At 69.1% G+C, this 13,934-nt stretch carries 16 protein-coding genes; 5 read left to right on the forward strand and 11 right to left on the reverse strand.

The window, feature by feature from the left end:
• Positions 1 to 46 precede the first annotated feature (46 nt).
• Entirely contained in the window at positions 47 to 949 is a 903-nt protein-coding gene (locus VF106_RS05440; RefSeq protein ID WP_330838443.1) for a hypothetical protein, read from the forward strand.
• Here the strand turns inward: VF106_RS05440 and VF106_RS05445 are convergent.
• A complete protein-coding gene (locus VF106_RS05445) occupies positions 936 to 1,679 on the reverse strand; it encodes an endonuclease/exonuclease/phosphatase family protein (protein ID WP_330838444.1) in 744 nt (247 codons plus the stop codon). The genes VF106_RS05440 and VF106_RS05445 overlap by 14 nt on opposite strands.
• Before the next feature lie 369 nt (positions 1,680 to 2,048).
• Positions 2,049 to 2,516 carry a MarR family winged helix-turn-helix transcriptional regulator gene (locus tag VF106_RS05450; RefSeq protein WP_330838497.1) on the reverse strand — a complete coding sequence of 156 codons (468 nt, stop codon included), beginning with the start codon at positions 2,514 to 2,516 and terminating at the stop codon, positions 2,049 to 2,051.
• 64 nt (positions 2,517 to 2,580) lie between these two features.
• Here VF106_RS05450 and VF106_RS05455 point away from each other — a divergent pair, with 64 nt between their 5' ends.
• A complete protein-coding gene (locus VF106_RS05455) occupies positions 2,581 to 3,129 on the forward strand; it encodes a carboxymuconolactone decarboxylase family protein (protein ID WP_330838445.1) in 549 nt (182 codons plus the stop codon).
• On the opposite strand, the gene VF106_RS05460 is transcribed toward VF106_RS05455, so the two are convergent.
• The 7 genes from VF106_RS05460 to VF106_RS05490 form a co-directional block, all read right to left on the reverse strand.
• Complete coding sequence (locus VF106_RS05460) at positions 3,071 to 3,652, reverse strand: GNAT family N-acetyltransferase (RefSeq protein ID WP_330838446.1); 582 nt, start codon at positions 3,650 to 3,652, stop codon at positions 3,071 to 3,073. The genes VF106_RS05455 and VF106_RS05460 overlap by 59 nt on opposite strands.
• 24 nt (positions 3,653 to 3,676) lie before the next feature.
• Complete coding sequence (locus VF106_RS05465; RefSeq protein ID WP_330838447.1) at positions 3,677 to 4,387, reverse strand: Clp protease N-terminal domain-containing protein; 711 nt, start codon at positions 4,385 to 4,387, stop codon at positions 3,677 to 3,679.
• Positions 4,388 to 4,413: 26 nt separating this feature from the next.
• Positions 4,414 to 5,529 (reverse strand): LLM class flavin-dependent oxidoreductase, encoded by a 1,116-nt coding sequence (locus tag VF106_RS05470; RefSeq protein WP_330838448.1) that lies wholly within the window; start codon positions 5,527 to 5,529, stop codon positions 4,414 to 4,416.
• Positions 5,530 to 5,535: 6 nt separating this feature from the next.
• The gene (locus VF106_RS05475) at positions 5,536 to 6,531 is read right to left on the reverse strand and encodes an ABC transporter substrate-binding protein (protein ID WP_330838449.1); all 996 of its coding nucleotides are present in this window, start codon (positions 6,529 to 6,531) and stop codon (positions 5,536 to 5,538) included.
• On the reverse strand, positions 6,518 to 7,228 hold the full coding sequence (locus VF106_RS05480; protein WP_330838450.1) for an ABC transporter ATP-binding protein: 711 nt from the start codon (positions 7,226 to 7,228) through the stop codon (positions 6,518 to 6,520). Before VF106_RS05480 ends, VF106_RS05475 begins: the two co-directional genes overlap by 14 nt.
• Positions 7,213 to 8,028 (reverse strand): ABC transporter permease, encoded by an 816-nt coding sequence (locus VF106_RS05485; RefSeq protein WP_330838451.1) that lies wholly within the window; start codon positions 8,026 to 8,028, stop codon positions 7,213 to 7,215. The genes VF106_RS05480 and VF106_RS05485 overlap by 16 nt, the downstream gene beginning before the upstream one ends.
• A 204-nt stretch (positions 8,029 to 8,232) precedes the next feature.
• On the reverse strand, positions 8,233 to 8,628 hold the full coding sequence (locus VF106_RS05490; protein ID WP_330838452.1) for a MerR family transcriptional regulator: 396 nt from the start codon (positions 8,626 to 8,628) through the stop codon (positions 8,233 to 8,235).
• Between the two features lie 42 nt (positions 8,629 to 8,670).
• On the opposite strand from VF106_RS05490, the gene VF106_RS05495 reads away from it, so the two are divergent.
• Positions 8,671 to 9,534, forward strand: coding sequence for an NAD(P)-dependent oxidoreductase (locus VF106_RS05495; RefSeq protein ID WP_330838453.1), 864 nt, complete (start codon positions 8,671 to 8,673; stop codon positions 9,532 to 9,534).
• A 36-nt stretch (positions 9,535 to 9,570) separates the two neighbouring features.
• Here VF106_RS05495 and VF106_RS05500 read toward each other — a convergent pair whose 3' ends face one another.
• The gene (locus tag VF106_RS05500; protein ID WP_330838454.1) at positions 9,571 to 9,774 is read right to left on the reverse strand and encodes a hypothetical protein; all 204 of its coding nucleotides are present in this window, start codon (positions 9,772 to 9,774) and stop codon (positions 9,571 to 9,573) included.
• Between the two features lie 112 nt (positions 9,775 to 9,886).
• Complete coding sequence (locus VF106_RS05505; protein WP_330838455.1) at positions 9,887 to 10,771, reverse strand: type IV toxin-antitoxin system AbiEi family antitoxin domain-containing protein; 885 nt, start codon at positions 10,769 to 10,771, stop codon at positions 9,887 to 9,889.
• Between the two features lie 197 nt (positions 10,772 to 10,968).
• On the opposite strand from VF106_RS05505, the gene VF106_RS05510 reads away from it, so the two are divergent.
• On the forward strand, positions 10,969 to 12,006 hold the full coding sequence (locus tag VF106_RS05510) for a LacI family DNA-binding transcriptional regulator (RefSeq protein WP_330838456.1): 1,038 nt from the start codon (positions 10,969 to 10,971) through the stop codon (positions 12,004 to 12,006).
• A gap of 96 nt (positions 12,007 to 12,102) precedes the next feature.
• Positions 12,103 to 13,923 (forward strand): GH39 family glycosyl hydrolase, encoded by a 1,821-nt coding sequence (locus VF106_RS05515; RefSeq protein WP_330838457.1) that lies wholly within the window; start codon positions 12,103 to 12,105, stop codon positions 13,921 to 13,923.
• Positions 13,924 to 13,934 lie beyond the last annotated feature (11 nt).

Raw genomic sequence — 13,934 nt, forward strand, 5'->3', positions numbered from 1 at the left:
GATCATGACCGTACCCCGCCGATGAGCTCACGGGTATGGTCTTCGCGTGACTGTCGACCCGCGCACCAATGTCGTTGTGTTCCAACTGAACACCGGTGCTGACGAGATCGTGGTGGGGCACGCCCCGACGCTCGCCGAGGACGGCGTCAGCCAAGCCTGGGAAGGCGTTCGTCACAAGCATGGCGCGCACGCCGGAAGCGTGGTCGCACTACACGCCGAGTGGGAACCATCGCCGACGGACGTGACGTTCATCGAGGCGACCTTCCCCGCCGCGGCCGTGACGTTCAACTTCCGCCGCCCCGACCCGGTCGACTGGGACGAGGCATTCACGGCGGCGCGGGCGACCATGCTGGCGGCCGCGGCTGGCAACGACAGCGGGCAGCAGAACGCCGACGACCAGCAAGCCGGCGACGGGCAGTTGTTGCCGGTGTTGTGGAGCGACTCGTCGCCGCAGGTGGGGTTGCTCGAGGCGGTGCCGCACTGGCCGGTGGCCTCGGGGCGGTTACACCTCGCGCTCGCGGTGGTCGCGATGACACCACGGGGCACGCTCGGCATGTACCACGTGACGCACCACCAACTCGGTGAGCATTCGTTCGACGAGCTGATGGCGGAGGCCTGCGAGAACCTCACCACCGATCTGCGGGTGAACGGCCACCAGACCGACGACGGACAGCTGCTGTCGTTGTCCGGCACGCTCGTCTCGGCGATGGTGTGCCTGCCGGACTTCTACCGTCGGCTGTCCGAGCTCAGCGGCGCGAAGCGGCTGGTCGTGGGTCTGCCCTGTCCCGACGAAATCTATGTGGCGGACGCGGACTCACCGCTCGCGGACACGGTCCGCCGGGCGGTTCACGAGTCGGAGTACCCCACGACCGAGCTGGTCCCCTGCGTGTTGACCATTGAAGGGGACCACATCGAGGTGATCTCCGAGCGCGACCTCACGGGGCCGTGACCGTCACCAGCCAGGCCGGGTGGTCGGTCGTGCCGGACATGCTCAACTCCGTGCCGCTGACGAAAGCCAAGCTGGTCGACGCGAACACATGCTGCACGTCGCCGTCGCCCTTGCGATAGAAGCCCGCCGGGTTGCAGTCCTGCACGTTCGGGCTGCCCTGATAGCGCAGGTTCATGTCGCCCGCCACGACCGTCGGGCCGGGTAGACCCACCGCACGGCCCAGCAACTCCTTGCACTGCGCCAACGCGACCGAACCGGTCCTCGCCGACAGGTGGGTTGTGCACGCGCTCACGCCACCCGCGGGAAGGCACGCCCACACGCGCATCTCGTTGCTGGTGTCCTGCGCCGTGTACCGGCCGGTGCTCGCAGGGCCGCCGGCGAGCGCGGCGACGACGATCAGGATGTTGCCGAACTGCTGACCGTTGGTGCAGGTGACCGGTGTGCCGTCCCTCCTCTGCGCCGCCACGAACACCGCCTGCGACGCCCCCATCGCCGCCTGCAGCCTCGCCACGTCACCCGCGCACGCCTCGTTCACCGACAGGACCTGCGGTCTCGTCGAGCCGATCACCGAGACGGCCTTCGCCATCACCGGTTCCGCGCCCGTGTAGCAACCCGCGAGACCGCTGTGGCAGATGTTGAGCTGCAACACCTTCACCGTGGTCGCCGCCGAGGCCGGCGAGGCGACCAGAAAACCGGACAGAAGCAGCAGTACCCCCAGAACAGTCCGCATCTGCCCATACCACCAGAAGCCGTCGCGTCTGACAAGAGACGCGAATCCACCTGAAAGATACCTTCCACTAGGCCATTCTCGCGAATTTCGGCTCATCTCGCGGGCGACCACCAGGGTTTGCTTCACTCTGACCGGGGAAAGACATTCCAACTCGATGACCGCTAATGTCACAAGCGTTTTCGCAGCAGCGAAACAATCGCCGAACGTGGAGGTGCGCGTGATCGGTATCGGACTTGGCATCGTGGTCAGCATCTGCGGCACTTGGTGGTGCTGCTGCTGAAATCATCGGAAGAGTCCGCTGTCGGCTGAATTGAGGAGAGGCGTCCGGGTCGAAATTTCCCCGCCGGCCCGGGCGCCGACTCATGTCCGTCAATCCGCCCCGAACCAGCCGAACGAATCAACACGCAAACCAGGCGGCACCACCGCCCGCAATGCCGATTCCAAGGAATCGACCCGCTCGATCCCCAACGTCGCGACCCACTCGGCACGCAGTTCGTCGAAGATCGCGGCCGAGCGTGCCAACAGGTCCACCCCGAACGACGTCAGCCGCACCACCTTCGCGCGGCCGTCGACCTCGGACGCCGCACGCTCCACGTAACCGAGGCGCACCAGCCGATCCACCGTCTTGCCGGCCGCCTGCTTCGACACCCCGAGCCGCCGCCCCAGCTCCGCCGCGGTCACGCCGGTCGTCCCGATGGCCTGCAACGCGAACCCGTGCGCAGGCCGCGCGTCGACATGGCCCTGACGCGCCAACTCCTCGTGCAGCCGGTCGATCAACGCACGGAACCCGCCGAACAGCAGCAGGGGTAGCTCATAACCCGAGGTCACAGCGGACATTGTCAACTTAGACAACCTCGTTTACTATTTGGTCAACCACGTTGTCTATCTCTACAGGAGTGAGATGTTCGTCGACCACACCGTCGAGACCGCGCCCGAGGCCGCCCGCCGGACCCTCGTGGCCACCGAGAAGCGCTTCGGCTACCTGCCCGCCGCCGTCGCCCGGCTCGCAGAGGCACCACTGCTGCTCGACGGGTTCCTCAAGCTCACCGCGATGTTCGAGACCACGAGCCTCGATCCGCTGGCGCGCGAGACACTGATCATGACGATGGCGACACGCAACGGCTGCCACGTCTGTGTGGCCATGCACACGGCCAAGCTGCGCCAACTCGACGCCGACCCCGCGCTGGTCACCGCGTTGCGCGAGGACAAGCCACTGCCGGACGAGCGTCTCCAGGCGATCCGGGACTTCACCCACACGGTGCTGGACACGGCGGGCGCCGTGCCCGACGACGCACTCGACGCCTTCACGACCGCGGGCTTCACCCGCCAGCAGGCGCTCGAGGTGGTGCTGGGGATCGGCACCTACACGATGTCGACGCTCGCGAACCGGCTCACCCGCGCGCCGCTCGACGAGCCGATGACACCGTTCGCCTGGGAGCCTGCCACGTGAACACCACCATCGGCTGAAAGTCCACAGTGAACTCGGCCTCCTGCCGCCACCCTTCCTCCCGGTACATCCGCGCGGCAGGCGCTTCCGAATGGGTGGCGAGCCAGGCGGCAGGCCACTCCTCGACGTACCTGGTCAGGAGCGCGCGCCCGATGCCACGGCGCTGGCGGCGGGGGTCGATCATCAGCTCCGCGACCACGACCGCGGGCGCGACCAGCCGGCGCGCGATCTCGGGGGTGACCGCGGCGGCCAGCGCGTCGTCGAACGGCGAACCGCTGGCGAGCTCGTCGCCGGCGGGCCAGCCGTAGACCACGCCGATGAGCTCCTCACCATCGGTCACGACGACGCCGCTGGCCCCCGGGTTGGACAGGTGCTGGTCGAAGCGGTCGTGGAACCCCACCAGCCGCTCCTCCGACTCCAGCCACGGGGGCGTGGAGAAACACAACCGGTACAGACGCTCCACTTGCACGGCGTACGCGGCCAGCTCGAACCCGTCCATAGCGCGGACGGCGATGGCACGGCTCACCTTCGCAAGGTTAACCGCAGTCGGTCACTCGTGGTCGGTCAAGCCGGCCCGCTGCTCCAAGCGGTCGAGCCGGCGCAGCACCGGTTCCAGTGCCTGTGTCACCGCGGCCGTGATCGGCGACGCGCCCGCGGCCTGGGTCGCCTGCAGATATCCCGCGAGCAACGCCGACACCGCCTGCCGTACGGCGCGCGAGTCCGCACCCATGCCACGCAGCACCTGCCCAGCGGTGCCGTCCGGTTCCGCGACCAGGCCGAGCAGCAGGTGCTCGCAGCCGACGTAGTTGTGCCCGAGCGTGAGCGCCTCGATGACGGTCAGCTCCAGCGCGTTCGCCGCCGTCCTGCTCACACGCCGGGCACCGGTGCCGCCACTCTCCCCCGCACGTCGCGCCAACTCCTTGAGCACCTGCTCCGGCTCGACCTCGATCGAGCGCAGCGCGTGCACGCCGAGGTTCGTCCCCTCGCTGATCATGGCGTGCAGCAGGTCCCTGGTCCCGACCTCCTCGGCACCCCGGTCCCAGGCACCCTCGATCGCGAGGTTCACGACGTTTTTTGCCTTCGGGGTGAAGGAGGCCAGACCCGCGGTCGGGTCCAGCTCCCCGACCACCGCGGTCCGGATCGCCGACACGCGCTTCACCGACTGCTCCAGTGCGCGCTGGCAGATCGCGGAGACCGGCAGCCCGATCTCCTTCACCGTCTCGGCGAGGTCATCCGGCAGATACACGTTCACTTTTGGCATGACCCCATGTATACCCCCTCAAGGGGTTATACGACAACCAGGCTTGGCGAGAGCAGTCCCTGGCGCGCGAGCACCGGCCGCACCCCCTCGCCGAACCAGTACGCCTCCTCCAGGTGCGGGTAGCCGGACAGGACGAACTCCTCGATGCCGAGCGCGTGGTACTCCGCGATCCGCTCCGCGACCTCCTCGTGGCTGCCGACGAGGGCGGTGCCGGCACCGCCCCGCACGAGACCGATGCCCGCCCACAGGTTCGGGTAGATCTCCAGCGAGTGCACGTCACCGTCGAGCGCGCCGTTGTGCAACGCGACCATCCGCCGCTGCCCGACCGACTCGCTCGCGGCGAGTTGTTCCTGCGCCCGGCGCACCTGCACGGGGTCCAGCGCGTCGAGCAGCTTCCGTGCCTCCTGCCAGGCCTCCGCCGACGTGTCCCGCGAGATCGTGTGCAGCCGGATGCCGAACCGGACGTCCCGGTCGCCGGCCAGGTCCCGGACGCGACCGATCTTCTCCGCCACCTGCGACGGCGGCTCGCCCCACGTCAGGTACACGTCCGCGTGCCGGGCGGCGACAGGCAGCGCGGCAGGCGAGGAACCGCCGAAGTACACCCGCGGCAGCGGGTCCGGCGGCGCGAGCGTTGTCGCGCCCTCGACGGACAGGTGCTCGCCGACGAAGTCGAACGGCTTACCGCTCCACACGCCGCGCACGATCGACAGGAACTCGTCGGTCCGTGCGTAGCGGGCGTCGTGGTCGTGCCAGTCGCCGAACCGGCGCTGCTCAACGGCATCCCCGCCGGTCACGATGTTGAGCAGCAGGCGGCCGCCGGAGATCCGCTGGTAGGTGCCGGCCATCTGCGCGGCGAGCGTCGGCGAGATCACGCCGGGCCGGAACGCCACGAGGAACTTCAGCTTCGTCGTCTCACGGATCAGTGCGGCGGTCGTCAGCCACGCGTCCTCGCACCACGTGCCCGTCGGGGTGAGCACGGCCTCGAACCCGAGCTGCTCCGCCGATCGCGCGATCTGGGCCAGGTAGTCGATGTCGGGCTGACGCGCCGCCGACGGGCCAAGCGACCGGTTGGCGTGGAAGCGTTCCACGATCGTGCGCCCGTCGCCGGATGTGGGCAGGAACCAGTGCAGGTGAACGGTCATGGGTCGTCATCCCTTGTTGATGTCGTTGACGTAGCGCCGGTCCACGAACTTCGCGAAGTCGACGCGACCAGGCAGCACGCCGTCCTCGGTGAACGCGTTCGCGAGGTCCTGTTCGGACTTGACGACCGAGTCGTCCAGCGGCACCGGCAGGTCCGGTCCGGCCTTGACCACCGCATGAGCCACCTCGATGGACAGCCCGGTCTCCTCGGCCCACGCCTGCGCCCACTCCTCGCGATGCGTGTCGGCCCAGCGCTCGGCCTGCGCGTGCCGCAGCACGTAATCCCTGATCGCGGAGTTTGTCGCGGCGTTGGAAAGCGACTGGGTGCCGCCGGCGAGGAAGGTGTAGCCGTTGGCGGTGCCGCGACCGTCGGCCAGCACTCGGGCGCCCGACTCCAGCTTCGCCTGCGACGTGTAGGGGTCCCACACCGCCCACGCGTCGATCTGGTGCTGGTTGAACGCGCCGTAGGCGTCGGCGGGCTGCAGGAACGACAGCTTCACATCCTTTGTGGACAACCCGGCCTTGCGCAGGTTGTACAGCACCTGACCGTGCGCGGAGCTGCCCTTCGCAACGCCGATCGTCTTGCCCTTCAGGTCCTTCACCGTCTTCAGCGACGAGTCCGCGGGCACGAGGATGGCATCGCTCGCCACGTTGCCCTGGGAACTGGAGACCAGGGCGATCTTCGCGTTGGCGGCCGCGGCGAAGATCGGCGGCGTGTTGCCGACGCGGCCGACGTCGACACCGCCCGCCGAAAGGGCCTCCAGCAGCGGCGGACCGGACGTGAACGTCGCCCACTCGATCTTGTAGGGCACGTCGTCGAGCAGGCCTGCGGCCGTCAGCAACGCCTTCGAGCCGCCCTTCTGGTCACCGACCTTCAACGTCACCTTGGCGAGTTCGTCGCCGCTCACCGGGGCCGGCACGCTCGCCTGCCGCGGCTCGTTCGAGGTGCCGCACGCCGTCAGCGCGAGCAACGCGGTGACGAGAACGGCATTACGCAATCGCATGGTCGGTCACTCCAAGATCGGCCAGCACGCGGGCACGCACGTCGAGGTGGTCGGCGAGCCGGCGCGGTCGGGCATGGGTCAACACGTGTTCGGCGACGATCGCGCCGCCGTCGAGGATCAGGACGCGGTCGGCGAGCAGCAGTGCCTCGTCGACGTCGTGGGTGACGAGCAGGACGCTCGGTTGGTGCTGTGCCCACAGGTCGGCGACGAGCGCGTGCATGGCGAGCCGGGTAAGGGCGTCCAGCGCGCCGAACGGCTCGTCGAGCAGCAGCAGGTCCGGCTCGCGAACCAGCGCTCTGGCAAGGGAAAGGCGTTGCGCCTCACCACCGGAGAGCGTGCGCGGCCACGCGTCGGCGTGATCGCGCAGCCGCATCTCGGCGAGAGCCCGTTCGGCCAGACCGCGGTCGGCGCCCCGACCACGGAGCCCGAGCACGACGTTGCGCCACACCTTTCGCCACGGCAGGAGCCTCGGCTGCTGGAACGCCACGGACACCGTGCCGTGCACTGAGAACTCTCCGTCTACTTCGGAGTCGAGGCCGGCGAGCACCCGTAACAGCGTCGACTTGCCCGAGCCGCTTCGGCCGAGCAGCGCGACGAACTCGCCCGGCGAGATCTCGAGGTCGAGCCCGGACAACACTTCGCGCGTGCCGAACCGCTTGGTGAGCCCGCGAGCCTCGACGGTCAGCCCTTCCGCCACCGCAACGCCTTCCTCTCCAGCAGCCGGACGAGCGCGTCGGTGACGAGCCCCAGCACGGCGTAGACGACGAGCCCCACGACGATCACGTCGGTGCGCAGGAACTCGCGTGCGTTGTTGATGAGATAACCGAGGCCCGCGTCCGCGTTGACGGTCTCGCCGACGATCAGCGCGAGCCACGCGATGCCCAGCGACTGCCGCAGACCCACGAGCGTCTGCGGGACGGCCGAGGGCAGGACCACGTGCCACAGCCGTTCCCAGCGGGTGAAGCCGAGCGCGGTGGTGGCCTCGATGAGCTGGTCGTCGACGTTGCGGATCCCCGAGTGCACGTTGAGGTACAGGGGAAACGCCACGCCGAGCGCGACCAGGACGATCTTCGGTTCCTCTCCGATGCCGAACCACAGGATGAGCAGCGGGATGAGACCGAGGAACGGCAACGTGCGCAGCATCTGCACGGGCGGGTCGATCAGCGCGTTGCCCCAGTTCGACAGGCCCGCGACGACACCGAGCACCAGCGCGATCGCGGCCCCGAACGCGAACCCGACGCCGACCCTGGTGATCGACACGGCGAAGGCTTCGCCCAACTCGCCGGAGCGCGCCGTGTCGATGCCGGCCCGCAACACGGTCCACGGCGAGCTCAACTTGTCTGGCGGGAGCAGGCCGGTGGCCGAGGACACCTGCCAGAGGACGACGAGCGCGATCGGGCTGAGCCAGCGACGCAGGTCAGGCAATCGTTTGCGGCGCTTGGCCTGGACCGTCGCCACCGGTTCGGCGACGCGCTCCAGTAATTCCACAGTGGACATAGAGTTCCTCTCGGACCACGGCCGAATGAGGGCATGCCGAAACCACGTGAAGAGGCGTTACTGGACTACCGGGGACACGCCTGAGCGCAGACTCGGACGAAGTCGACGTGGCGTCGCTTGGTCAGGGCGGGAGTCACGTCTTTCATCGCAACACTCCGTGGACACCGCGGTCAACGGAGTGGGAAAAGCTTCCACAACATGGGATCAACCCGCCTGACGGGCCACCCACTCCTCGTACGCGGCGTTGTCCGGCGGGGTCGCGGCGATGACCTCGTCGAGCAGCGTGCGTGCCGTGGCGAGCCCGTCGATGGCCATCGTCATGCGGTCGCGTTCCCTGGTCAGGTGCGGCAGCAGTTCGGGGCAACCGGGAGCGAGACCGTCGCCGGTGTCGACCATGCAGGGCAGGACTTCCCTGATGAACGCGGTGTTGAGCCCGGCGTCGAGCAGCATCCGCACGTGCCGCACGACGTCCACATCGGACTCGGCGTAGACGCGGTAGCCGCTCGGGGTGCGGGTCGGGTTGAGCAGCCCCTGCTCCTCGTAGTACCGCAGCGAACGCTCGCTGGCCCCGGTCCGCTTGGCGAACTCCCCGATCCGCATGACTTGACCTTAACACCGGCGTGAGGCTTTAGCGTCCGGGTCATGACTGAACCAGTGACCGTGCTCGGCCTCGGCGCGATGGGCTACGCGATCGCGTCGGCGTTCACCGCAGCCGGGCATCCGACGACGACTTGGAACCGTTCCGCACGTCCCGCACCCGACGGCGCCGTCCGCACGGACGACGTGACGGCGGCGGTGACGGCGAGCAAGACCGTGGTGGTGTGCCTGACGGACTACGAGGCGGTCCGGTCGGTGCTGCCACCGCTGGCCGACACCCTCCGCGGCCGGCTGGTCGTGAACCTGACCAGCGGTTCCCCGGACGCCGCACGCGAGCTGGCGGAATGGGCCGCCACGCACGACATCCTCTACACCGACGGCGCGATCATGACCCCGACCGACACGATCGGCACCGCCTCCGCCTTGACCCTCCACAGTGGACATCAGACGGAGGTGCTCTCCGCGCTCGGTGGCAACCAGCCCTACCTCGGCGCGGAACCGGGTCGGGCGGCTGGGTTCGACGTGGCGCTGCTGGACCTGTTCTGGACGTCGGTGGCCGGCGTCGCGCACGCCTTCGCGATGGCCCGCAGCGAGAACATCGCCGCGACCGAGCTCGCGCCGCTGGCCCGCGGCATCTCCGACCTCCTGCCGATGGTGATCGACGAGTACAGCGCCCGTCTCGAGGAGGGCAAGCACCCCGGCGACGCGGCGAACCTACGCACAGCGGCGGCCGGCATGGCACACATCATCGAGACGGCAGAGGCACGGGGCCTCGACGCGAGCGTCATGCGGGCGGCCCACACCCTCGCGCAGCGAGCCGTCGATACCGGCCATGGCGCCGACGGCATCTCCTACCTGACCGAGATGCTGGAGCGAAACGTTCCCGAAAACGCAACTCGCGGGGGCTGAACGCGCGACTCGCGGGGACCGGCAGCTGAGCTGTGGTCACTCCCACCCAAGCCGCCGTGGATTCCACCGCTGCGGTGGATCGTCGGGTCCGAGGAGAGGATCGAGCAGGGTGTGCGCAAGGCCCGCGGCCAGTTCGATCGTGCGGTAGTTGGCCAGGCCGGCGACCTTTGCCGCAGCGGCGCGGTAACCGGTTGGCCAGTTCGTGCCCGGGATGGTGAATGTGGTCGGAAGGTCGAGCACGGTGCCGCAAGCTCTGCGGCGGCCGACTTCGGTTCGAAGCGCGAGGTGCACCGGAGGGCCGTCGAGTGGCTCGCGGTGGGCTATGAGCACAGCGCCCGCGGTGACTCGTAGGTCACGGAGTCTCCATCTCGTCGTCGTGATCGTCGTGGTCGCGGCCGGTCTCCGGCCTGCGGGTTTGTTCCCTGGTTCCTCGCGTAACCTTCTCCACCAGACCAGGGGACCGCAGAAGCATCGCGAGCCTGCGTAGCTCATCTGGTTTGAGCGTTACCAGCCGGTCGGCGACGGCGAGCACCTGTCGACCGTGGTCCTCTGCAGCGCGGTGGTCGCTGTCCCCAAGATCCCGGTATCCGACCTGGTCAAGTAGTCGCGTGATGAGCTTCATACCGCGACTCGACCCCGCGCCTCGGATCCCGTAGGCCGTCGCGAAGCGCACCACCCGCTTGGACAGGGCAGACAGATCGACGAGGTTGCGGCGGTGCGCGTCGGCCATCACATCTCCGACGTGGCCACCGTCGGTGTGATCGGCCAGCAGGTCCACGATGGTGCGTTCCACGGTGGTGACTGGGAGCCCATCCACACTCGTGACGTCGTCGTCAGTGAGGTGCGCGATGCGGAGGCGCACGTTCGGGTCGCGGCTGGTGCGTCGACGAGGAACTGTGATCTCCACGCTGTCCGGTGCCAGGTCACCCAGGCCGTGCAGGACAGCGGCCGACCGATGGGAGAGCACTCCACTGTCGGGATCGAGTGGCTTCCGTTCCCATCCCGGGCGACCAGCCGCCAGCCGTAGCCAGGCAGTGCGCTCAAGCAGGTGCTCGGCGGCCATCGCGGCCGGCATCCCGTACACGCCATGTGCAACACGCTCAAGCAGCCCCGCGTCGACCAGCCGACGGAGGGTGACACCGTCGACTCCCACGATCTTCGCCTGCGCGGAAGTCACGAGGCCTCCCTGGTCGGCGGCGTAGTCACCGACCAGTCGAAGCGCCTCAGTCAGCTTCACAAGTCAAAGATAACAGGCGACGACAGCGAAAATAACACCTGGGTGTTATTTTCGCTGTCGTAGTCATGTCACACATGGCCGCTGGTAGAGGCGGTAGGTGACGTCGAACCGGGGCCTCGCGGGGCAGGTGGGAGCGCGGTAGCGTTGGCGGCCTGAATGCGCTTACACGTATGCGCTTACTTGGAAGGTCCTCGCTGGTGGGAGTGCCCACGGTCTATGACGTTGCCGAGCGGGCGAACGTGTCCATCGCGACCGTGTCGCGGGTCTATCGCAACCCCGACTCGGTGCGGGCGCAGACGCGGGACCGGGTGCTCGCCGTGGCCCGGGAGCTGGGGTACGTGCCGAGCGGCAGCGCGCGGGGTCTCGCGTCGCGCAGCACCGGGGTGCTCGGTCTGTGTTTCCCGGACCACGCGGACCCGGAGATCGACGAGCAGGACGGCGAGGACGCGGATCTCACCCTCTACGCCGACGAGATCACCCGCGGCATGGAACGGGCGGCGCGGCGGCGCGGGTACGCGTTGCTGATCGCCGCCTCGCTCGCCGGCGGGCCGGAGAGCCTCGTGGCCTCGGTGGCGGGCCGGGTCGACGGTTTCGCCGTGCTGGCAAGGACGATCGCCACCGAGGACCTCGAGCTGATGGCGCGGCGCCTGCCGGTCGTGATGATCGCGGGTCCCCGGGAGATCGACCAACTCGACCACGTGGAGGTGGCGAACACCGACGGCGAGCGGGAACTGGTCACCCACCTGGTCGCCGACCACGGCGTGCGCCGGTTCGCGTTCGTCGGCGGCCCCGCCGACTCGCCGGACGCCAACGCCCGGTTCCTCGGCTACCGGCAGGCACTCACCGCCGCCGGCCTTCCGGCCGCCGACGAGCCGGACAGCCGGGGTGACTTCACACAGGCCGGCGGCCGCGACGCGACACGGCGCCTTCTCGACCTGCCGCTGCCGCAGGCGCTGGTGTACGCGAACGACCAGATGGCGATCGGCGGGCTCGACGTACTGGAGCGCCGCGGTGTCCGCGTCCCCGAGGACGTGGCGGTGGTGGGCTTCGACGGCATCCAGCTCGGCCGCGTCGTCCGCCCCGGCCTCACGACCGTGACCCAACCCATGCGCCGCCTCGGCCAGACCGCGGTCGAGCTGCTGATCGAACGCCTCACCGAGCCCGCCCGCGAACCCCGCTCGGTGCTGCTCCCGGTCACCCAGACCCGCCGCACAAGCTGCGGCTGTCCCGGCTGACGCCGATCCACGTCCCTTGCGAGGGGTTGGTACGCGCCCCTAATGTATGCGCTTACAGACAGCGCTTACATCGCCGTTTGGGGAGGTCAAACACCCATGACCGCACGCAAGGACTGGGAACGACGCATCGGCATGGAGAGCGACCAGCCGCTGACCGGTACGGCCCCGCTACCCCCACCCGAGGGCCTCACCGCGACCCCGGGCACCGCGCTCGTCCACCTGGACTGGCGACCCGTCAATGGCGCGCTCGGCTACCTGGTGCACCGCGCCGACAGCGCGGCCGGCCCGTTCGAGCCGCTCGACCACCTCGGCGGTGACGTGCTCGCCGTCCCTCACCCGCCGTATGCCGACACCCTGGTCGAGCCGGGTCGCACATACCACTACAAGGTCGCCACCTGGACCGACGGCGGCGCCGGTGCGCTGTCCGGGTCCGTGACGGCGAGCCCCGACCCGAACGGCGGCCGCGCGGTGACCGTCACCGTGGACGCGGCCGCGAAGCCCACCCCGGTCAAGGACGTCTGGCGGCGCATGATCGGCGCCGAGCACTTCTCGCTGCTGACCTGGGACGAGCCGGGCCCTGGCGGGGCGCACGTCGCCGCCGAGTACGCCGAAGCACTGCGGATCATGCGGGACGACCTCGGCGTGCGAACGGTTCGCGCACACGGCACGTTCCTGCCCGAAACAGTCACCGTCCGGCCCGACGGCACGTTCGACTTCGCCGGGTTGGACGAGGTCTACGACCGGTTCCTCGCCACCGGCCTCAAGCCGGTCGTCGAGCTGTCGTTCCTGCCGGCCGAACTGGCCAAGGATCCCGGATACACGGTCTTCGAGTACCGGGCGGGTGTTTCCGTGCCCCGCGAGTGGGACCGCTGGGGCGACCTCGTCCGTGCGGTGACCACGCACCTGCGGGAACGCTACGGCGCCGACGAGGTCGCGACCTGGGAGTTCGAGGTCTGGAACGAGGCCAACCTGGCGGTGTTCTGGAACGGCACCCAGAAGGACTACCACCAGCTGTACGAGATCGCCGCCCGGGAGATCAAGTCGATCGACCCGCGCATCCGCGTCGGCGGGCCGGCGTCCGCGGCCGCCGGTTGGGTTGGCGACCTGCTGGCGCACTGCCGCGCCCACGACGTGCCGATCGACTTCGTGTCCACCCACACCTACGGCAACGCCCCGCTCGACCTCCGGCCGTTGACCACGTCGTTCGCGCAGGCCACCGGTCGGGTGGAACCGGAGATCCTGTGGACGGAGTGGGGTGTCACGCCAACGCACTTCCACCGGGTGAGCGACACGCCGTTCGCGGCGCCGTTCGTGTTACGCGGTATGAAGAGCGCCCTCACCTCGACGGACTGCCTGGCGTACTGGGTGTGCTCGGACCACTTCGAGGAGCTGGGCTGGCCACCCCACCTGCTGCACGGTGGTTTCGGCCTGCTGACCGTCGGCAACCTGCGCAAGCCTCGGTTCTGGGCGCTGTACCTGCTGTCCCAGTTGGCCGGTGGTCGGGTGCCGGCCGTGTGTGCCGGGGATGGCGGCGGTTCACTGGTCGAGGCCCTCGCGACCCGGGCGGCGAGCACCGTGGATGTCCTGGTGTGGAACGGAACCCTCGATCAGTCCAAGATAGACGGCGCACCGGACCTCGACCGGGCCGTGACGGTCACGGTGACGGGCCTCGAACCTGGCACGTACACGGTCAGATCGACACGGGTGGACGAACACCACGCCAACATCGGCCGCGCGTGGCGGGAGCTGGGTGGCGGCGACTGGCCGGACGACGAGCAGTGGATCACGTTGCGGGCCGCCGACTCCCTGCCGATCGAGTACCTTGCGGAGGTGGGGGTCGGCGACGACGGGCTCGCGTCGATCACCGTCCAGCTGCCCATGCCCGGGATCCGGTCGGTCCGGCTGGCCCGGCGCTGACCGACGCGAGG

The sequence above is a fragment of the Actinophytocola sp. genome (genome assembly GCF_036378875.1).
Classification (GTDB): Bacteria; Actinomycetota; Actinomycetes; order Mycobacteriales; family Pseudonocardiaceae; genus Actinophytocola.